15 protein-coding genes and 2 pseudogenes are annotated in these 19,631 nt (G+C 62.4%); 5 read left to right on the forward strand and 12 right to left on the reverse strand.

The window, feature by feature from the left end; translation table 11 throughout:
• The 8 genes and pseudogenes from Q8K05_RS17670 to Q8K05_RS17705 form a co-directional block, all read right to left on the reverse strand.
• Positions 1-182: pseudogene (locus tag Q8K05_RS17670) on the reverse strand (fructose-bisphosphatase class I); the annotation flags it as partial.
• 32 nt (positions 183-214) lie between these two features.
• Positions 215-2,941 carry an aminopeptidase N gene (gene pepN, locus Q8K05_RS17675; protein WP_305247921.1) on the reverse strand — a complete coding sequence of 909 codons (2,727 nt, stop codon included), beginning with the start codon at positions 2,939-2,941 and terminating at the stop codon, positions 215-217.
• A gap of 209 nt (positions 2,942-3,150) precedes the next feature.
• A protein-coding gene (gene prfB / locus Q8K05_RS17680) for a peptide chain release factor 2 (protein WP_305247922.1) occupies positions 3,151-4,255 on the reverse strand; the annotation gives its coding sequence in 2 pieces (ribosomal slippage) (positions 3,151-4,173 and positions 4,175-4,255; 1,104 coding nt in all).
• 129 nt (positions 4,256-4,384) lie between these two features.
• The gene (locus tag Q8K05_RS17685; protein WP_305247923.1) at positions 4,385-5,596 is read right to left on the reverse strand and encodes a hybrid sensor histidine kinase/response regulator; all 1,212 of its coding nucleotides are present in this window, start codon (positions 5,594-5,596) and stop codon (positions 4,385-4,387) included.
• Complete coding sequence (locus Q8K05_RS17690; protein ID WP_370868909.1) at positions 5,590-6,180, reverse strand: chemotaxis protein CheB; 591 nt, start codon at positions 6,178-6,180, stop codon at positions 5,590-5,592. Before Q8K05_RS17690 ends, Q8K05_RS17685 begins: the two co-directional genes overlap by 7 nt.
• Before the next feature lie 8 nt (positions 6,181-6,188).
• A complete protein-coding gene (locus Q8K05_RS17695) occupies positions 6,189-7,067 on the reverse strand; it encodes a protein-glutamate O-methyltransferase CheR (RefSeq protein WP_305247925.1) in 879 nt (292 codons plus the stop codon).
• A gap of 2 nt (positions 7,068-7,069) precedes the next feature.
• The gene (locus tag Q8K05_RS17700) at positions 7,070-10,558 is read right to left on the reverse strand and encodes a response regulator (protein WP_305247926.1); all 3,489 of its coding nucleotides are present in this window, start codon (positions 10,556-10,558) and stop codon (positions 7,070-7,072) included.
• Between the two features lie 76 nt (positions 10,559-10,634).
• Entirely contained in the window at positions 10,635-11,552 is a 918-nt protein-coding gene (locus Q8K05_RS17705; RefSeq protein WP_305247927.1) for an alpha/beta fold hydrolase, read from the reverse strand.
• 27 nt (positions 11,553-11,579) lie between these two features.
• Between Q8K05_RS17705 and Q8K05_RS17710 the strand changes: the two genes are divergently transcribed.
• Positions 11,580-13,460 carry an acyl-CoA synthetase gene (locus Q8K05_RS17710; protein WP_305247928.1) on the forward strand — a complete coding sequence of 627 codons (1,881 nt, stop codon included), beginning with the start codon at positions 11,580-11,582 and terminating at the stop codon, positions 13,458-13,460.
• A gap of 238 nt (positions 13,461-13,698) precedes the next feature.
• Here the strand turns inward: Q8K05_RS17710 and Q8K05_RS17715 are convergent, their stop codons facing one another.
• On the reverse strand, positions 13,699-14,364 hold the full coding sequence (locus Q8K05_RS17715) for an OmpA family protein (RefSeq protein WP_305247929.1): 666 nt from the start codon (positions 14,362-14,364) through the stop codon (positions 13,699-13,701).
• 222 nt (positions 14,365-14,586) lie between these two features.
• Here Q8K05_RS17715 and Q8K05_RS17720 point away from each other — a divergent pair, with 222 nt between their 5' ends.
• From Q8K05_RS17720 to plsY, 3 genes are read left to right on the forward strand one after another with little or no spacing between them, the layout of a single operon-like run.
• On the forward strand, positions 14,587-15,648 hold the full coding sequence (locus Q8K05_RS17720; RefSeq protein WP_305247930.1) for an aldo/keto reductase: 1,062 nt from the start codon (positions 14,587-14,589) through the stop codon (positions 15,646-15,648).
• Position 15,649: 1 nt separating this feature from the next.
• On the forward strand, positions 15,650-16,141 hold the full coding sequence (locus tag Q8K05_RS17725; protein WP_305247931.1) for an aminoacyl-tRNA deacylase: 492 nt from the start codon (positions 15,650-15,652) through the stop codon (positions 16,139-16,141).
• Positions 16,142-16,156: 15 nt separating this feature from the next.
• Positions 16,157-16,807, forward strand: a complete 651-nt coding sequence (gene plsY, locus Q8K05_RS17730) for a glycerol-3-phosphate 1-O-acyltransferase PlsY (protein WP_305247932.1) — start codon at positions 16,157-16,159, stop codon at positions 16,805-16,807.
• Here plsY and Q8K05_RS17735 read toward each other — a convergent pair.
• A complete protein-coding gene (locus tag Q8K05_RS17735; protein ID WP_305247933.1) occupies positions 16,801-17,469 on the reverse strand; it encodes a TIGR02281 family clan AA aspartic protease in 669 nt (222 codons plus the stop codon). The two genes, plsY and Q8K05_RS17735, sit on opposite strands and share 7 nt — an antisense overlap.
• 14 nt (positions 17,470-17,483) lie before the next feature.
• A complete protein-coding gene (locus Q8K05_RS17740; RefSeq protein WP_305247934.1) occupies positions 17,484-17,975 on the reverse strand; it encodes a YajQ family cyclic di-GMP-binding protein in 492 nt (163 codons plus the stop codon).
• 51 nt (positions 17,976-18,026) lie between these two features.
• Here Q8K05_RS17740 and murB point away from each other — a divergent pair, with 51 nt between their 5' ends.
• A complete protein-coding gene (gene murB / locus Q8K05_RS17745) occupies positions 18,027-19,091 on the forward strand; it encodes a UDP-N-acetylmuramate dehydrogenase (RefSeq protein WP_305247935.1) in 1,065 nt (354 codons plus the stop codon).
• Between the two features lie 76 nt (positions 19,092-19,167).
• Here the strand turns inward: murB and Q8K05_RS17750 are convergent.
• Positions 19,168-19,631 (reverse strand): annotated as a pseudogene (locus Q8K05_RS17750) (argininosuccinate synthase); the annotation flags it as partial.

A 19,631-nucleotide genomic window follows, 5' to 3' on the forward strand; every position in this document is an offset into this window, starting at 1 on the left:
TGCACGTTTTCGCTGCCGGCGGTGCCCAGCACGTCGCCGAGCGCGCCCTTGTTGACGGCGCGGCTGATGCTTTTGCAGGCGCGGGCGACCACTTCAAGCAGCAGGCGCAGCTCGGGCGGGATGTGGCCGTCGATGCGCTGCTGCTCAACCAGGTAGCGCGTGAGGGAGATTTTTTGGGTCATCAGGAAGGCTCCAGTCAGGGGGTCGGGGAGGGTCAGTCGGCCAGCGCGCGCGTGACGACTTCGAGCGTGTCTTTGCTCAGGTCGGTCTTGGCGGCGACACGGGCAATCGCTTCGCGGGCGGCGCTGCGGTAGGGTTCGGCCAGCTTGCTCCAGCGGTCCAGGGCACGCGCCAGGCGGGCCGCCACCTGGGGGTTGATGGCGTCGAGCTCGATCACGCGGTCGCTCCAGAACACGTAGCCTGCGGCGTCCGGGCGGTGAAACGCGGCCGGGTTGCCCTGGCAGTAGGTGCTGACGACGCTGCGGGCGCGGTTGGGGTTGCGCAGGCTGAAGTCGGGGTGCTTCATGAGTTGCTTGACGGCGGGCAAAATGTTGCCGCCGCGGTCAGGCGCGCCCACTTGCAGGCTGAACCATTTGTCGATCACCAGCGCTTCGTGCTTGAACATGGCGTGAAAGCGCGTGAGCGCCTGGCCGGCCAGCGGGTGGCCGCTGGACACCAGGGCGGCCAGGGCGTTGAAGCGGTCGGTCATGTTGCCGGCGTCCTTGAAACGCTGCAGCGTTTTGCCGGGCCAGACCGTGTCGCCCGTTTGCAGCGCCGCCAGGCACAGGTGGGTCAGCGCCATGCCGGCGAGGGCGCGGCGGCCTGACGACACGGCGTCGGGGGTGTAGGCGCCGGTGTCATGATTGGCCTGGTACGCGGCTTCCCAGTCGGCGCTGAGCGTGGTGGCCAGTTGCTGGCGCATGGCTTCGCGCACGGCGTGAATGCGCTGGGGATCGACCACGTCGAGCTGCTCGGCCAGGTAGGTTTCGGACGGCAGCGTCAGCACCAGGTCCTTGAAGGCGGCGTCCAGGGTGGGGTGGCGCAAGACCTGGCGCATGGCGTCTAAATATGCATCATTTAGCACCTTGGCCAAGGTGTAATCTGGGCTGTCAGCTATTGATTTAATAGCGTTTACAGCGCTGTTGACGGCCAGGCGTTGCCCGGCTTCCCAGCGGTTGAAGGGGTCGCTGTCGTGCGCCAGCAGGTGCAGCAGCTGGGCGTCGGTGTAGTCAAACGCCAGCACCACGGGCGCGGTGAAGCCGCGCAGGATGGACGGAACGGGTTCGGCGTCGAGGTTGACAAAGGTGAAGGATGCGCTGGCCTCGGTCAGCACCACGGTGCGGGTGCCGGCCACGGCGTTGGCGTCGCCCGCCAGCTGCAGCGGCAAGTCCTGGCCGTCGGTGCCCAGCAGGCCGAGGCCGACCGGAATCACGAACGGCGCCTTGACCGGCTGGCCTGGCGTCGGTGCGCAGCTTTGCGCCAGCGTGAGGGTGTAGCTGCGGGCGGCGGCGTCATACACGCCGTGCGCCTGCACGCGCGGTGTGCCGGCCTGGCTGTACCAGCGCTTGAACTGGGGCAGCAGGCGCGCCAAATCGGACAGCGGGTTGGCGTCGGCGATGGCTTGGGCAAAGTCGTCGCAGGTCACGGCGTGGCCGTCGTGGCGCTCAAAATACAGCGTCATGCCTTTGGCAAAGCCGCTGCGGCCGACCAATGTCTGCATCATGCGCACGACTTCCGCGCCTTTTTCGTAAATCGTGACGGTGTAGAAGTTGCTGATCTCGACGTAGCTGTCGGGCCGCACCGGGTGGGCCATCGGACCCGCGTCTTCGGGGAACTGGGCGGTGCGCAGCACGCGCACGTCTTCAATGCGCTTGACGGCTCTGGCCGAGGGCTCCAGGCACAGGTCTTGTGAAAATTCCTGGTCGCGGAACACCGTCAGGCCTTCTTTCAGGCTGAGCTGGAACCAGTCGCGGCAGGTGATGCGGTTGCCGGTCCAGTTGTGAAAGTACTCGTGGCCGACGACGCTTTCGATGTTCGAAAAATCGGTGTCCGTGGCGGTGGCCTGGTTGGCCAGCACGTACTTGGTGTTGAAGATGTTCAGGCCCTTGTTTTCCATGGCGCCCATGTTGAAGTCGCTGGTGGCCACCACCATGAAGCGCTCCAGGTCCAGGCTCAGGCCGAAGCGCGCTTCGTCCCATGCGACCGAGTGCATCAGCGAGTTCATGGCGTGCTCGGTCTTGTCGAGGTCGCCGGGGCGCACATAGACCTGCAGTACATGGTCGTTGCCGGCGCGCGAGGTGATGCGCTGTTCGCGGCAAACCAGCTGGCCGGCCACCAGGGCAAACAGGTAGCTGGGCTTTTTGTGCGGGTCTACCCATTTGGCAAAATGGCGGGCGCCGTTGGGGCCGGCCTCCAGCGGACCGTGCGCCACCAGGTTGCCGTTGGACAGCAGCACCGGGTAGTTGGCCTTGTCGGCGCGCAGCGTCACGCTGTAGCTGGCCATCACATCGGGGCGGTCCAGAAAGTAGGTGATGCGCCTGAAGCCTTCGGCTTCGCATTGGGTAAAAAACGAGTCCTGGCTGACATACAGGCCCATCAGCTTGGTGTTTTTGGCGGGGCAGGTGGTGGTGAAGATTTCGAGTGAAAACGCATCGGGCAGGTCGCTGAGCACCAGTTGCTGGCCTTCGAGCTTGAACGAGGTGCCTTGCCCGTTGACCAGCACGCGCGCCAGGTTGAGTTCTTCCCCATCGAGCTTGAGCGGCTGCGCCGGCACGTCCGGGTTGCGGCGCAGCGTCATCTTGTTGAGCACGCGCGTTTTTACAGGATCCAGGTCAAAACACAGATCGACGGTGTCGATCCAGTAAGCGGGGGCGCTGTAATCGGCACGGTTGATGACCGCGGCTCCCGGTCCAGTTCCGCGATCATCAATCATTTGCAGCATGGTGACTTTCCAATATTTTCTGTAAAAACTCAAATAAACGGCATAACCGTTCTCACGTACTTTGGGGCGCGGAAATCACCAAACCACCTTCGTCATCGCGAGGCCGCAGGCCGTGGCGATCCATCGCAGCACAAGCGCAGTCATGGATTGCCGCGCTTCGCTCGCAATGACAAAAGGAAGTGGCTGGTATTTTTTAATTTCCCACTCTCTTAAACGCCTTGCTTCAGCGACGCTTCAATAAACGGATCCAGGTCGCCGTCCAGCACTTTCTGCGTGGCCGAGGTCTCGTAGTTGGTGCGCAGGTCCTTGATGCGGCTCTGGTCGAGCACGTAGCTGCGGATCTGGTGGCCCCAGCCGACGTCGGTCTTGGTGTCTTCGAGCTTTTGCTGCGCTTCTTGCTGCTTGCGCAACTCAAAGTCATACAGGCGCGAGCGCAGGCGTTTCCAGGCGACATCACGGTTGCCGTGCTGCGAGCGGCCTTCCTGGCACTGCACGACGATGCCGGTCGGGATGTGCGTGAGGCGAACGGCCGAGTCGGTCTTGTTGATGTGCTGGCCGCCGGCGCCGCTGGCGCGGTAGGTGTCGGTGCGCACGTCGGACGGGTTGATGTCAATCTCGATCGAGTCGTCAATTTCGGGGTAGACAAACACCGAGGCAAACGAGGTGTGGCGCCCGCCGGAGGAGTCAAACGGCGACTTGCGCACCAGCCGGTGCACGCCGGTTTCGGTGCGCAGCAGGCCAAAGGCGTATTCGCCTTCGATCTTGATGGTGGCGCCCTTGATGCCGGCGGTGTCGCCTGCCGATTCGTCTTCGACCATGGTCTTGAAGCCCTTGCGCTCGGCGTACTTGAGGTACTGGCGCAGCAGCATGCTGGCCCAGTCGCAGGCTTCGGTGCCGCCGGCGCCGGCCTGGATGTCAAGGAAGCAATTGAGCGGGTCGGCCGGGTTGTTGAACATCCGGCGAAATTCCATCTTTTCGACTTCGGCCGCCATTTGGGCCGCTTCGGCTTCAATGGCCTGCATGCCGGCTTCGTCGCCGTCGCCTTTGGACATGTCAAACAGCTCGGTGTTGTCGGCCAGCTCCTGGGTCAGCCGGTCGAGCGTGAGCACCACGTCTTCGAGGGATTTCTTCTCGCGGCCGAGTTCCTGGGCGCGCTTCGGGTCATCCCAGACCTTGGGGTCTTCCAGCGCGGCGTTGACTTCGTTTAATTTACGTTCTTTGGCAGGGTAGTCAAAGATACCCCCGAAGTTCATTCACGCGGTTGCTGAGGTCCGCGAGTTGGTTGTCGATGAGGTTGATGTGTTCTGCGTCCATGAGGAATTCCTGTCTTGATCTGGGGGGTTAACCCGGGATTTTCTCATGCTCTGGCGGGCGCGCGCAAAAAAGGCCATGCCGCGCAGGCCGGTGACGGCGCCGCTTTTCGGGGCGGCCCGGCTTTACGGCTCAGTTCGCAGTTTCTGAAGGCGTAGCCAGGGGCAGGATGACCGTGAATACCGCGCCTTCGCCCGGCTGGCTTTGCACGCTGAGGGTGCCGCCGTGCGCTTCGACCAGTTGCTGGCTGATGTAGAGGCCCAGTCCCAGACCGCCCGAGCCGTGGTTTCCCGCGACACGCTCGAACTGCTCAAAAATGCGCTGCTGGTCCTGCGCGGCAATGCCCTTGCCCTGGTCGCGAACGTCGATGCGGGCGCCTTCATGTGCCGGCGTCAGGCTGATCTCGACCGGTTGACCGTTGCCGTAGCGCAGCGCGTTGGTCAACAGGTTGATCACCACCTGCTCGATCCTGAACTCGTCCCAAAGGCCGGTCACCGGCTGGCCCGCGTGCAGCGTGATGGTGCTGCCGGCGGCGGCGGCCTGGAGGAACAGGTGTTCCACCACGCGGGCCAGCAGGGCGGAGAGCTCGACCTCGCGCGGGCGAATCGACAGCCGGTGGCTGCGAATGCGCGAGACGTCGAGCATGTCGTCGATCAAACTGACCATGCTCTGGACCTGGCGCTGGTCGCGGAGCACCATTTTTTGCAGGTAGGCCTCGCCGAAGAGGGCGGTGTTTCCGCGCTCCAGTTCCACCTTGCGCAGTTGCACTTCGAGAAACAGCGTGTTGAGCGGCGTCAGCAGTTCGTTGGCCACCACGGACATGAAGTCATCGCGCATGCGTATGGCGCTTTGCAGCTCGCCCTGGGTGCTTTGCAGTTGTTGCACCAGCATTGCCTGTTCCTGCCGGCTCTTTTCCAGCGCCTGAACCTGCTTGTGGGTTTCCTGGCGCTGGCGGTACAACTCGACAAAAACATTGACCTTGCCCTTGACTGCAAACAGGTCCAGCGGCTTGTACAGAAAGTCCACGGCACCACTTTCATAGCCCCAGGCCGCATAGTTCGACTCCTTGCCGGCAGCGCTGACAAACACGATCGGAATGTGGCGGGTTTTTTCGGTGCCGCGCATCAGTTGGGCCAGCTCAAACCCGTTCATGCCCGGCATCTGCACATCCAGAATGGCCAGCGCGAATTCATGCTCCAGCAGCAGCGCCAGCGCATCTTCCCCGCTCGAGGCCTGTAAAACAATCCGGTCCTCCTGGCGAATCAGTGCCTCCAGGGCGAGCAGGTTCTCGGGCAGATCGTCCACGATCAGAATCTTGGCCTTGGGGGTGTCGTTGTTCAGCATGAATTTCCATCCAGTTTTAGGAGCAGGCTGCGGATGCCGTCCAGAGTGAGAATCAAATTGGGGTGCAGTTTGCGGATGGCCGCCTGTGGCATGGTGGCTACCTGGGCCTCGGCCGGGTCTTGTACCACGGTGAGTCCACCTTGCTGCCTTATTTTAGCCAGTCCTGCTGCCCCGTCGAAGTTGGCGCCGGTGAGTAAAATGCCGGCCAGACTTGCGCCATAGGCGTCTGCGGCAGACTCCATCAGCACGTCAATCGAAGGGCGTGAGTAATTCACCGGCGCTTCGCAGCTTAAAGAAAATGAGCGGTCCATTTCCACCGACAGGTGGTAGCCCGACCCGGCAAAATACAGCGTGGCCGGTGCGATGCTTTCCTTGTCGGCCGCCTCACGCACCGCGATCGCCAGCCGGTGCTGGAAAATTTCGACCAGCAGGCTGTCCCGGCCTTCGGGCAAATGCAGCACCGCCACAATCGGCAGGCGAAAGCTGCCCGGCAGCCCCGACAGCAAGGCCAGCAAGGCATGCACGCCGCCAGCGGAAGCGCCAATGACGACCGCTTCGATGCGCTGCTCTTTTGTTGCCTGCATCACTTCCATCAGGACGAAACCGCCTGGAGCTTGCGGAAAATCCGTTCGGGCTTGTCCAGCGGCTCAAAGCGTGTGGCGTAGGCGGAAAAGTCGATGCTCTCCTTGCTCCCCAGGCCGAGGAAGCCGCGGTGGCTCAGCGACTCATGGAACAGCCCCAGCGCGCGATCCTGCAGCTTCTTGTTGAAATAGATCAGCACGTTGCGGCACAACACCAGCTGGGTTTCGGAAAACACGCTGTCTGTCGCCAGGCTGTGGTCGGCGAAGGTGATGTTCTCCCGCAGCGACTTGTCGAAAATCGCGGCGTCGTAAGCGGCGGTGTAGTAGTCGGAAAACGCCTGCTTGCCGCCGGCTTTCTGGTAATTGGCGGTGTGGCCCTTGATGCTGCTGAGGGAGAAAATGCCTTGCCGCGCCTTGTCCAGTGCCTTCGCGTTGATGTCGGTCGCATAAATCAGCGAGCGCTCCAGCAGTCCTTCCTCCCTCAGCAGGATGGCCAGTGAATAGGCTTCTTCGCCGGTGCTGCAGCCAGCAATCCAGATCTTGACGGACGGATAGGTGCGCAGTCTTGGGATGACCTGCTGGCGCAAGGCCAGGAAAAATGGGGGGTCGCGGAACATCTCGCTGACCGGAACCGTCAGGTACTGCAGCAGCTGCATGAACAGGGCCGGATCGTGCAGCACCTTGGCCTGCAGGGCCGGGATCGTCGGGCAGTCCAATTGCGCCAGCGCCTGCAGCACCCGACGCTTTTGCGATGCGCCCGCATAGTCGCGGAAATCGTAGCTGTACTGGAGGTAAATCGCCTCCATCAGCAGGCGCAACTCCCTCTCGGTATCTGCGGCTGCGGCCACCACGCCTTGAGGCGGCCCTGCCGTGTGCATTCTTTTCGGCATGCTCAGAGGCGTTCCATGTGGGGCAGCCAGACGCGCAGCAGCGAAAACAGGCGGTCGAGATCGATGGGCTTGGCGAGGTAGTCATTGGTGCCGGCCTTGAGGCATTGCTCCTGGTCGTCCTTCATGGCCTTGGCTGTGACGGCAATGATGGGCAGCTTCTGGAAGCGCGGGTCCTGGCGGATGCGGCGCGTGGCCTCCAGGCCATCCATGCCGGGCATCATCACGTCCATCAGGACCAGGTCGATGCCCTCGACCTCTTCGAGCTTGCTGATGGCCTCAAAACCGTTGCGGCCGATCTCGACCAGCACGCCTTTTTGCTCCAGGGCGCTGGTCAGGGCAAAGATGTTTCGCACGTCGTCGTCGACCAGAAGGATCTTGCGGCCTTCAAAGACCCTGTCCCGGCTGCGCGAAATTTTCAGCATGGTCTGCCGTTCCGCAGTCAATTCGGACTCCACTTTGTGCAGGAAGAGGGTGACTTCATCGAGCAGGCGCTCGGGCGAGCTCGCGCCTTTGATGATGATGGCGCGTGAATACTTCAGCAGGTCGGCTTCTTCCTGGCGCGTCAGGTTGCGTCCGGTGTACACGATGACGGGCGGGAAGGAGCAGATATCTTCGGTCGACATGCGCTTGAGCAGCTCATAGCCCTGGATGTCGGGCAGCTTCAGGTCAATGATCATGCAGTCAAAAATGGTGCTGGCCAGCAGCGCCAGTGCTTCCGTGCCAGTGGCCACCGCCGTGATTTCCACGTCGTCATCGCCAATCAGCCGGATCACACTGGCGCGCTGCAAGGCATCGTCTTCGACCAGCAGCACGCGCTTGAGCTTCTGCGTCAGTTTGGCTTCCAGCTTTTTAAACACTTCCTTGAGTTGCTCGCGCGTTGTCGGCTTGATGGCGTAACCGATCGCGCCCATTTGAAGGGCCGTCTCCCTGCGGTCATGGGCCGACACCACGTGCACCGGGATATGGCGTGTCTGCGGATTACTTTTGAGCCGTTGCAGCACCGACAGGCCCGAGCGGTCGGGCAGGCCCATGTCCAGCAGAATGGCGCTTGGGGCAAACTGTGTCGCCAGGGCGAAACCGTCTTCTGCGCTGTGTGCGACCAGGCAGCTGTACTGCAGCTCATGGGCCAGGTCATACAGGATCTGCGCAAAAGCAGCATCGTCTTCAATGACCAGCACCAGGCGACCGCGTGGCGGCTGGTGCCTGTCGTCGGCGAAGGTCGGCACCGGCGCAGCCGCGGGCTCGGCAGCGCCAGGCAACGCTGCAGACCCTCGGGCGGCCGCCTGCGCGGGCGGTACGGACAGGGGTGAACGCTGGGCCGCTGGCGGCCCGGCTTCCACCTGTGCCGGGTTCCAGTTGCAGGGCAGCAGCAGGGTGAAGGTGCTGCCCTGGCCTTCGCTGCTTTTCACCGAGATGGATCCGCCCAGCAGCGTGGTGAGGTCGCGCGAAATCGACAGGCCCAGGCCGGTACCGCCGTAGCGCCTGCTGGTCGTGCCATCGGCCTGGCGGAAAGCATCAAAAATAAGCTGCTGCTGGTCCTGGCGAATGCCGATGCCCGAATCCTGCACGGCAAAAGCAAGGTAGCCTCCGGGTTGCTGCGACACGGTGAGGCTGACCTTGCCCGCTTCGGTGAACTTGATCGCGTTGGAGAGCAGGTTTTTCAGGATCTGCTCGACGCGCTGGCGATCGGTCACCAGCGTGGCGGGCGTGCCCTGCTCGATGTTGACCTCGAACGCCAGTTTCTTTTGGCCGGCCAGTGGTTCAAAAGTGCTTTTGAGCGAATCGACCAGCTTGCCAACGGCGATGTCTTCGGGCGAGAGTTCGAGTTTGCCTGCCTCGACCTTGGAAATGTCGAGGATGTCATTGATCAGGTTGAGCAGGTCATTGCCTGCCGAGTAGATCGCCCGCGCAAACTTGACCTGCTCGGCGTCGAGATTGCCCTTCTGGTTATCCGACAGCAGCTTGGCCAGGATGAGCGAGCTGTTGAGCGGTGTGCGAAGCTCGTGCGACATGTTGGCCAGAAACTCGGACTTGTAGCGGCTGGCACGGCTCAACTCCTCGGCGCGCTCCTCCAGCTGGATTTGCGCCTGATTGAGCGCGCCATTTTTCTGGTCCAGCGACAAGGCGACCTCGGACAGCCGGTGGTTGGTTTGCTCAAGCTCAGCCTGCTGGTTTTCAAGATTCACCTGATACTCCTTGAGTACCCGCGACTTCTCTTCCAGCTCTTCGTTGACCGTGCGCAGCTCTTCCTGCTGCGATTGCAGGTCTTCGTTGAGCCGCTGGCTTTCCGCCAGCACGTCTTGAAGCCGTCGGCGATAAAGCGCCGCGTGGATGGAGTTGCCAATATTGGTGGCGATCATGTTGACGAACTCCAGATCGCGCGGGCCGAGCGCCCGCAGAAACCCGAGTTCGAGCACGCCGTTGACCTCTCCCTCGTTTTGTACCGGTACCACCAGCACATGGCGCGGCGTGCCCTGGCCCAGGCCCGAGGTGACTTTCAGGTAGTTGTCGGGCAAGTCGTTGAGTTGCAGCACCCGGTTTTCAAGGGCGGCCTGTCCTACCAGTCCTTCGGCACTGTAAAACGATTGCCCGGTTTCTTCATAGTCCTTGCTGAAGCCATAGGCAGCCACACGCCGCAGGCTGCCGTCGTCTTCCCGGACATACAAGGCCGCCACGGCAGCATCAAGATAACGCGCCACGAATTCCAGCACGCTGCGGCTAAGCGATTCCACCCCTGGATGGCCGATCGTGTGTTCGGCCAGTTGCAGCTGTCCGGTGCGCAGCCAAAGCTGCTGATCCAGCAGCAGCGCAGTGGCCGCTTGCTTTTGCTCCGTCTCGCCGTAAGTGTCCGACAGTTGCACCAGTTCGCGGCGGCCAACGAAAGCCAGCAGACCGCTCAGGCCCAGGCTGAACAGCAAATAAGCCGCCATGCCCCAAAACGTGGTGTTTCTGGCCTCATCGTTGCGCTGCTGCAGCAGCCGCTCTTCAACGCTGATGAACTCGGCGAACTCGCGCCGAATTTCATCAGTCAGGCTTTTGCCCCCTGCGGAGCGAACCGGCTGCTGGTAGTCGAGGTTTCTGCGGCGAAGGGAAACAATGTTTTGCGCATATTCATTCCACTGAGCCTGCAGCGCCCCGATGCGACCAAGCCGGCTGACCTGTGCCTGGTTGTCGCGGACAAGTAGGGCCAGCGTGTTTGTTTCGGCTGCGATGCGCGGCTTCCCAATTTCAAAAGGCTGCAGCAGGGGTTCTTCGCCGGTGACCAGGAAACCGTACATGCTGGTTTCCATGTCGGCGCCCAGCTTGGCGATCAGATTGGCGTTGGTAATCGCTCGCTCTGTTTGCGCGACCCCGCCCAAGGCCGACAGCAGGTAAAAGATAAGGGCGACAAAAACGGCGGCACTGAGCACGCCGACGCCCAGCGGCAGGCTGATGTTTCGCGTCAGGATACGGCGAAAGTTTTCCTGATGGATATAGGCTGGTCCGGGCATCGTTGTTCCCGCTTCTGGCGAAGCATAAAGCGTCGAGTTTGCCCTAAACGCTGCGCTTTATGCCGGATGCACGGGGTCAGTCCAGAAAATCAGCGATCAGCCGGGCCAGTGGCCCGGGTTGGTCGTGGTGCAGCATGTGGCCGGCATCCTGGACCACGGCGACCCGTGCATCGGGTATCTGCTTGAGGCGCTCGTGGTATTCGTCCAGGGAATACCGGCCTTTCCACCACAGTCCCATCGAGTCATCGGACGCCTCAATCGCCAGCACGGGTGCGCTGATGCGCTGGTAAATTTCGAGCACTTCGTCCAGGCGGTAGAGCTGGGCGCTGGTGATCTTGTGGGCCGGTGCTCCCAGGATTTGCCACTTGCCGCTGGCGTTGGGGCGGGCCCAATGGCCGGCCAGCCACTGGGCTTTGTCGGCCGGCAAGCGGGGGTTGGTTTTCATGAGCCGCCGTGCCACGCCGTCCACGTCGTTGTAGGCTTTCAGGGCCAGGTCGCCGCGTTGCAGGCTTTTGAGCTCGTCCATCCACTGGGCATAGCGCGCAGGCGCCTGGCTGGGCTGGCTGGCGGGCATGCCAAAGCCTTCGAGGTTGACCAGCTTGCGGATGCGCGCGGGCCGCACGCCGGCATACAGCATGGCGACATTGCCGCCCATGCTGTGGCCGACCAAGTCGACCGCCTGGCCGGGGGCGTAGTGGTCCAGCAAAAAGTCGAGGTCGGCGAGGTAGTCGGCAAACCAGAAGTGGTCGGCCTCGGCGGTGCTGGTCAGGCCAAAGCCGCGCCAGTCGGGCGCAATGATGGTCCGGCCCTGCGCAAACGCATCGGGCAAAGCGTCCACCATGAACTGCCAGGACGCCGCCACGTCCATCCAGCCATGCACCAGCACCAGGGGCGGCAGCGCCGGGTTGGCAGGGCCGCCCCAGCGTTGAACGTGGTAACTGAGTCCGCGTATAGGGACAAACTCGCTGCTGGAAGATCGGTTTTCTTTGTACATTGTGGGCTGATCATAAGGAGACTCACGTTGAAGCGCAGTCAAAACAGGGACACAAACCAGACGGGGCATACCAACCCGCCCGACCACCATGCGGCGCTGCACAGCGGCTTTCGCTGGCAGGTCGATGAGCACTTCAACATCGCCGAAGTTTGCTGCAGCCGCTGGGCGCGCGCTGAAAAGGGCAAGCAACGCGCTACCAAAAGAGTAGCCATTCGCGCCCATGCAGTGGGGGCTAAAGGCCTTTTTTATACTTATTTTGAGCTGCAGCAGGCGGCTGATGCGCTGAGCCATGTGCTGGCCGGGCTGGGGGTTGTGCGCGGGGATCGCGTGGCCATCGTGATGCCGCAGCGCTTTGAGACTGCGGTGGCCTACATGGCGGTGTTTCAGATGGGCGCGGTCGCGATGCCGCTGTCCATGCTGTTTGGCCCCGAGGCGCTGGCGTTTCGGCTGCAGGACAGCGAGGCGGTGGTCGCCCTTTGCGATGAAAGCACCATCGCCAACATGCAGGCGGTCAGAGCCCAATGCCCGGCGCTGCGCACGGTGGTGGCGGCCGGCACCGCCGCAGGGCAGGGCGATGTCGACTATGCCAGCGCGCTGGCCGCGCAGCAGCGCGCCTTCACGGCGGTCAAGACCAAGGCCGACGAGGCGGCGATATTGATCTACACCAGCGGCACCACCGGACCGCCCAAGGGCGCGCTGCTGGCGCACCGGGCATTGATTGGCAACCTGCCGGGCTTTGTCTGCAGCCAGAACTGGTTTGGCTTTGATGGCCAGGCCAATGCGTCGTCGGATGCCGTGTTCTGGAGCCCGGCCGACTGGGCCTGGACCGGCGGGCTCATGGATGCGCTGCTGCCCACGCTGTATTTTGGCCGGCCGATTGTGGCCTTCAATGGCCGCTTCAGCCCGGAACTGGCCTTCAGCCTGATGGAGCAGCATGGCGTGACGCACAGCTTTTTGTTCCCCACCGCGCTCAAGGCCATGATGAAGGCCTTCCCGCTGCCCGGCGAATGGTTCACGCTCAGGCTGCAGGGCCTGATGAGCGCGGGCGAAGCGGTCGGCGACGCGGTGTTTGACTACTGCCAGGCGCAGCTGGGTGTGACGGTGAACGAGATGTTTGGCCAGACTGAGATCAACTATGTCGTCGGTAACTGTGCCATGAATCGCGTGAGCGCGGAGCGGAGCGAACGCAGCGCCGGGCCGCCCCAAGCAAGTTCAGCCCCCTCGGGGGGCAGCAAAGGACGCGAAGCGACCAGCGTGGGGGCCATAGGCTGGCCCGCCAAACCGGGCAGCATGGGCAAGGGCTACCCCGGCCACCGCGTGGCGGTGATTGATGAGGATGGCAATGAATGCGCGGTTGGCGTACCGGGCGATGTGGCGGTCAACCGCTTTGACGTTCACGGCGTGCCGGACCCGATCTTTTTTCTGGGTTACTGGAAGAACGAGGCCGCCACGCAGGCCAAATACACCGGCGACTGGTGCCGCACCGGTGATCTGGCGCGGGTTGACGCCGACGGCTACCTTTGGTACGAGGGCCGCGCTGACGACATCTTCAAGGCGGCCGGTTATCGCATTGGTCCGGGTGAGATCGAAAACTGCCTGGTCAAGCACCGGGCGGTCGCCAACGCCGCCGTGGTGCCCAAACCCGACAAAGAGCGCGGTGCGGTGGTCAAGGCCTATGTCGTTCTGGCTCCTGATTTAATAGCTGCTCGTGCAAGACTGGCGGGGGCTACAGGCCAATTTGATGTAAAAATAGTCAAGGAACTGCAGGCCCATGTCAAAGCCATGCTGGCGCCTTACGAGTACCCCAAGGAGATCGAATTTATCGATGCGCTGCCCATGACCACCACCGGCAAGGTGCAGCGCCGGGTGCTCAGGCTGCAGGAGGAAGAGCGGTTTAAAAACGCCTGATGTGTTGTGGGCGCTACCAGCAGCCTGTCGGGCTTTGGAATCGTCGGCTGCAAATTGACCGCAGCGGTCCATTTTTCACCGTCTTTTTGACCCATAGCGGGGCTATGGGCCTGCAAATCCGGCAAAAACTGCCCTCGCTGGGGCCAATTTTCGCTCTCGACGACCAAAGCCCGACAGGCTGCCAGCGTCCACAAAAAAAGCACCCGAAGGTGCTTTTTTAAAAACCGCAGTGCCGGGCTTAACGCTGGGCGACTGGTTCGGCGACATAAATCTCGACGCGGCGGTTTTGGGCGCGACCTTGCGCTGTGTCGTTGCTGGCAACCGGTTCGCGTGAACCGCGGCCGTCGGTGGCAATGCGCTGGAACGCAACGCCACGGCTCACCAGGTAGTCACGGGCTGAATTGGCGCGGTCCACCGACAAAGGGTTGTTGATGGCGTCGGAGCCCGTGCTGTCGGTGTGACCAATGATGGTGACCGTGGTGATGGGGTTCTGGTTCAGGCTGCTGGCAAATTGCGTGAGCACTGGCGCAAAGTTGGACTTGATGGCGGAGCGGCCCACGTCAAACGAGATGTCGGCGGGGATGTCCAGCTTCAGGCGGTTGTCGGCGGTCTGGCTGACGGCCACGCCGGTGCCGGCGGTGGCGCGTTCCATCGCGACTTTCTGGTCCTGCATTTTCTTGGACCAGAGGTAGCCGCCACCGGCACCCACGGCGCCGCCCAGAACAGCACCCTGTGCCGCCCCCTTGGAGCCGCCCGTGGCCGCACCCAGCAGTGCGCCAAGACCCGCGCCAATGCCGGCGCCCTGAGCCGTGCCGCGCTGGGTTTCGCTCATGTTGGCGCAGCCTGAAAGGCCGGCGATGGCCAATGTTGCAGCGGTGAAAGAGGTGATGAGAAATTTATTCATGGGGAGCTCCTCGAAAGGGATAGGGTTGAATCAATTGCGCATTTAAGTGCTGGTGAGTGGATGTTAGGCATTCAAATGGTGAGCAGTTGTAAGACAAGGGCGCGAGTTGGGTGCCCGCAAGCGAGCGCTGTAGCCCTTAAACTAGTCATTTGCGAGCCCTGCCGCTGCGCGCCCGGGCGCCGGGCGCTTGGCTGCGCCCTTCATTTATCAACTGAGATTTTCATGAATAAAGTTCAACTCGGCGCCAGCGATCTGCACGTCACCCCTGTTTGCCTGGGCACCATGACGTTCGGCGAACAGGTCGATGAAGCCGCGGCGCATGCCATCCTGGACCGTTCGCTGGCACGCGGTGTCAACTTTCTGGATACGGCCGAAATGTATTCGGTGCCCGCACGCGCCGAGACCTTTGGGGCCACCGAAACCATTCTCGGTAACTGGTTTGCAAAAAATCCGTCGGCCCGCAGCCAGCTGGTGCTGGCCACCAAAGTGGCTGGCCCGGCGCGCGGCATGCCCTGGATACGCAAGGGCAGCCCCGACCTGACGCCGCAGGACATCGTGCAGGCCTGTGAAGGCAGCCTCAAGCGCCTGAAAACCGACGTGATCGACCTCTACCAGATCCACTGGCCCGCGCGCCATGTGCCCGCGTTCGGCGTGGTGTATTTCGATCCGGCCAAGGACCAGGCGGTGTCGTCCATCCACGACCAGCTCGAAGCGCTGGCCGGCCTGGTCAAGGCCGGCAAGGTGCGTGCCATCGGCCTGTCCAACGAATCGCCTTATGGCGTGCATGAATTTGTACGCCTGGCCGGGCAGCACGGCCTGCCCAAAGTGGCCACGGTGCAAAACCCTTACTGCCTGATCAACCGCACGGTGGAAAACGGCCTGGACGAAACCATGCATCGCCTGGGCGTCTCGCTGCTGGCGTATTCGCCGCTGGGTTTTGGCCTGCTGACGGGCAAGTACGATACCACGGGCATCGACGCCGCAGAGGCGTCACTGGGGCGCATGGCGAAGTTCGATTCGATGAAAAAGCAGCGCTGGGGCCGCCCCGAGGCGCTGGCCGCCGCGCGGCGCTACAACGCCCTGGCGCACGCGCATGGCTTGAGCCCCACGCAGCTGGCGCTGGCGTTTTGCTATACCAAGTGGCAGGTGGCCAGCACCATCATCGGCGTGACGTCGGTGGCGCAACTCGATGAAGACCTGGACGCGCTGGGCACCACTTTGTCCCCTGACGTGCTGGCCGAGATTGACAAGATCCGCTGGGAGATTCGCGACCCCGCTTTGTAACATGGCCAAAAAAGACCACGTCAGCGAAACCCCCGCCACGCAAGTGCTCAAGGCCCACCAGGTGGCCTTCACCGAGCACCCCTACGAGTACCTGGCGCACGGCGGCGCGCAGCACAGCGCCCAGGTGCTGGGCCTGGACCCTTTTACGGTGGTGAAGACACTGGTCATGCAGGACCAGGACGCCAGGCCCTTGCTGGTGCTGATGCACGGCAACCGCAAGGTGTCGACGAAAAATCTGGCGCGGCAAATTGGCGCCAAATCAGTCGAGCCCTGCCAACCCGAAGTGGCCCAGCGCCACAGCGGTTACCTGGTCGGCGGCACTTCGCCTTTCGGCACGCGCAAAGCCATGCCGGTGTATATCGAGGAAAGCATCCTGGGCCTGCCTGAAATCGTCATCAACGGAGGCCGGCGCGGCTACCTGGTCGGCATGGACCCGCAGGTCTGCGCCGCGCTGCTCGGTGCAAAATCGGTGCAGTGTGCACTGATCGAATAACAAGGGGAGACGATTTTGGAATACGCGTACTCAATGGGCGCCACGCTGCTGGCCTATCTGCTCGGCTCGCTGTCATTTGCGGTCATCGTGAGCAAGGCCATGGGCCTGAAAGATCCGCGCAGCTACGGCAGCAACAACCCGGGCGCCACCAACGTGCTGCGCTCGGGCAGCAAGGCGGCGGCGGTGGCGACCTTGCTGCTCGATGGCCTGAAGGGCTGGCTGCCCGTGGTGCTGGTCAAGTGGTTGGGCGGCAGCTACGGCCTGGGCGACGGCACGGTCGCGCTCGTCGGCCTGGCGGCTTTCATGGGGCACTTGTTCCCGGTATTTTTCCAGTTCAAGGGCGGCAAGGGCGTTGCGACGGCGGCCGGCGTGCTGCTGGGCATCAGCGGCTGGCTGGGTCTGGCGACGCTGGCAACCTGGCTGATCGTGGCGTATTTCTCGCGCTATTCCTCGCTGGCATCGCTGGCCGCAGCGGTTTTTGCGCCGCTGTATTACCTGTTTGGTGACCGGGCGGCCTGGTATGTCGACAAAAACATCCTGGTCGTGATGATTGCCATCAGCGCGCTGCTGGTGTATCGCCACCGCGAGAACATCAGCAAGCTGCTGAAGGGGACCGAGTCGAAAATCGGCGCCTCAAAGCGCGGCGTCAAGAAGGCTGGTCAGTAGCGCTTGTCCAGCGTCATCAGGTTGTTCTCGCGCTTCATCTGAAAGCGCGTCAAAAAGCTGTTGCCCAGCAGCATGAAGGGCATGGGCTGCGGTGTGACCACGGCATCCACGTCGTAGACCTCGACATCGCCCACCCGCACGGAGTTGAGCTTGATGCGAAAGCCTTGGGCGGTGCCGTTGGCCGTGGATATCTGCACGGCTTGCCCGCTTTTGTAACTGATGCCCGCGCGCTCGGCGTCGGCCGTGCTCATGGCAATGCTGGTTGCGCCGGTGTCAACCATGAACTGGACGGCACGACCATTGATTTGTCCGGCCGTCATGAAGTGGCCGCCGCCGCTCTCGGTGAGAACGATCCGGCTACCGCGCCCGCTGGCGCCACTGCTGCCGCCCATGCTCACGGGCGCCTCGCCGACCCGCAGCGTCTGGCGTTTGCCCGACTGCTCAATGACGGCCTGGTCGCCCGAGGTGGAAATCACCTTGACGCCCTGATGCGTCTCACCGGCCGCCACGGTTTTTGGCGCCGTGCCATTGACCACCAGCAGCGCCTTGTTGCCCAGCATGCCGGCCAGTGCAACGGATTGCGCATGTACGTTTGAAACTGCCAGCGAGACGGCAAGGCCGGCCAGCGCTCCGAGCGCCATGGCGCGGGCAGATGCAGGCATGAGCGCCAATGAATTCAGTCGCGGAAGTTGTCGAAACTGAGCGGAAGATCCTTGATCTCGGCGCGAATCAAGGCCATGGCCGCCTGCAGGTCGTCGCGCTTGGCGCCGGTCACCCGCACCTTGCCTTCCTGGATGGCTGCCTGCACCTTCATCTTGTTGCCCTTGATCAGCTGCTGGATTTTCTTGGCCTCTTCGGTTTCGATGCCGTCGCGCACCTTGGTGATCTGCTTGACCTTGTCGCCGCCGATTTTCTCGACCTTGCCAATGTCCAGGAAGCGCACGTCAACGCCGGACTTGGTGAGTTTGTTGCGCAGGATGTCGTGGATCTGGTCGATCTGGAAATCGCCGTCGCCAATCAGGATGATCTCCTTGTCTTTTTCTTTTAACTCGACCGAGGCGGCCGTGCCCTTGAAGTCAAAGCGGGTGCCGATTTCCTTGGCGGTGTTTTCAACGGCGTTTTTGACCTTGACCAAATCGGTTTCAAGAACAGTATCAAAAGAAGGCATGGTGTCGGCTTTGCTAATAGAGGATTACACGGGGGGTGAGACAATCTCAAGATGTTAGTCGAGAAAAACGTTCCCCTCCAGTCTTCCAACAGCTTTGGCATCGTTGCCAAGGCACTTTCCCTGGTGCGCATCAAGAGCGAAGCCGACATTGCTGCCGTGCTGCAGGACCCGGCCCTGCAGGCCAGTCCCAAATTTGTCCTGGGCGGCGGCAGCAACATCGTGCTGACCGGCGATGTCAAGCCGCTGGTGCTCAAGGTCGAGATCATGGGCCGGCGCCTGGTCAGCGAGAACGCCAAAGCCTGGATTGTGGAGGCCGGCGCGGGCGAAAACTGGCACGACCTGGTCACCTGGACGCTGCAAAACGGCTACCCCGGCCTGGAAAACCTGGCGCTGATTCCGGGTACGGTGGGCGCCACGCCGGTGCAGAACATCGGCGCCTACGGGGTCGAGCTGCAAGACCGTTTTGATTCGCTGGATGCCATCGACCTGACGACCGGCCAGCCCTTCACGCTCGATGCGGCGCAATGCGCGTTCGGCTACCGCGATTCGGTGTTCAAGCACAGCAGCACGGCCCGCAGCGCCGGCGCCCAGGGTTTCGGCCTGGCCGACAAGGCGCTGATCACCCGGGTGCGGTTTGCGCTGCCCAAGGCCTGGAAACCGGTGCTCGGTTATGCCGATATTGATAAAAAGATGCTGCAGTCCAAGGTGGACATGCCTGACGCGCTACAAATTTATGAGTGGATTTGCGAAATCCGAAAAGCCAAGCTGCCCGATCCGCAGGTCATCGGCAATGCCGGCAGCTTCTTCAAGAACCCGACCGTCTCGCTTGAGCAATGCGAAGACATCATCCAGCGCGAGCCCAAAATTGTTCACTACCGCCTGGCTGACGGCTCGGTCAAGCTCGCGGCGGGCTGGCTGATTGACGCCTGCGGCTGGAAGGGCAAGAGCGTGGGCAATGCCGGCGTGTACGACAAGCAGGCGCTGGTGCTGGTCAACAAGGGCGGCGTCAGCAACCCGGCCACGGGCGGTGAGGTGATGACGCTGGCCAAGGCGATTCAGACCAGCGTCTACGAGCGGTTTGGTATTCGGCTGGAGCCTGAGCCGGTGGTGGTGTAAGCACAAGGCCCATGAAAAAGCCGCCTCAAGGTGACTTGAGGCGGCCTGGATGGGCTCTACGAGCCGTACCGGCTTACTACGCGTCCTTGCCCGTCAGGCGCAGCAGATCACCGCCCGTGCCCAGCGACAGCACGCCGGTCTTGGCGTAAATGCCGAGCTTGGCACGCGTGTCCACGATGTCGAGGTTGCGCATCGTGAGCTGGCCAATGCGGTCCAGCGGCGTGAACATCGACTCGCCTTTTTCCATGGTCAGCCGCTCGGGCTGGTAGGTCAGGTTGGCGGACTCGGTGTTGAGAATCGAGTAGTCGTTGCCGCGGCGCAGCTCAATCGTGACTTCGCCGGTGATGGCGCTGGCGACCCAGCGCTGGGCGGTCTCGCGCAGCATGATGGCCTGCGAGTCGAACCAGCGTCCCTGGTACAGCAGGCGGCCGAGGCGGCGGCCGCTGTCGCGGTACTGCTCGATGGTGTCTTCGTTGTGGATGCCCGTGACCAGGCGCTCGTAGGCGATGAACAGTAGCGCCAGGCCCGGTGCTTCGTAGA

Source organism: Polaromonas sp. (genome assembly GCF_030682935.1).
Classification (GTDB): Bacteria; Pseudomonadota; Gammaproteobacteria; order Burkholderiales; family Burkholderiaceae_C; genus Polaromonas.

Coding starts and splice junctions, on each gene's coding strand:
- pepN (WP_305247921.1), bottom strand. CDS start 2,941: ATGCTGCAAATGATTGATGATCGCGGAACTGGACCGGGAGCCGCGGTC.
- Q8K05_RS17685 (WP_305247923.1), bottom strand. CDS start 5,596: ATGCTGAACAACGACACCCCCAAGGCCAAGATTCTGATCGTGGACGAT.
- Q8K05_RS17690 (WP_370868909.1), bottom strand. CDS start 6,180: ATGCAGGCAACAAAAGAGCAGCGCATCGAAGCGGTCGTCATTGGCGCT.
- Q8K05_RS17695 (WP_305247925.1), bottom strand. CDS start 7,067: ATGCCGAAAAGAATGCACACGGCAGGGCCGCCTCAAGGCGTGGTGGCC.
- Q8K05_RS17700 (WP_305247926.1), bottom strand. CDS start 10,558: ATGCCCGGACCAGCCTATATCCATCAGGAAAACTTTCGCCGTATCCTG.
- Q8K05_RS17705 (WP_305247927.1), bottom strand. CDS start 11,552: ATGTACAAAGAAAACCGATCTTCCAGCAGCGAGTTTGTCCCTATACGC.
- Q8K05_RS17715 (WP_305247929.1), bottom strand. CDS start 14,364: ATGAATAAATTTCTCATCACCTCTTTCACCGCTGCAACATTGGCCATC.
- Q8K05_RS17720 (WP_305247930.1), top strand. CDS start 14,587: ATGAATAAAGTTCAACTCGGCGCCAGCGATCTGCACGTCACCCCTGTT.
- Q8K05_RS17725 (WP_305247931.1), top strand. CDS start 15,650: ATGGCCAAAAAAGACCACGTCAGCGAAACCCCCGCCACGCAAGTGCTC.
- Q8K05_RS17735 (WP_305247933.1), bottom strand. CDS start 17,469: ATGCCTGCATCTGCCCGCGCCATGGCGCTCGGAGCGCTGGCCGGCCTT.
- Q8K05_RS17740 (WP_305247934.1), bottom strand. CDS start 17,975: ATGCCTTCTTTTGATACTGTTCTTGAAACCGATTTGGTCAAGGTCAAA.
- murB (WP_305247935.1), top strand. CDS start 18,027: ATGTTAGTCGAGAAAAACGTTCCCCTCCAGTCTTCCAACAGCTTTGGC.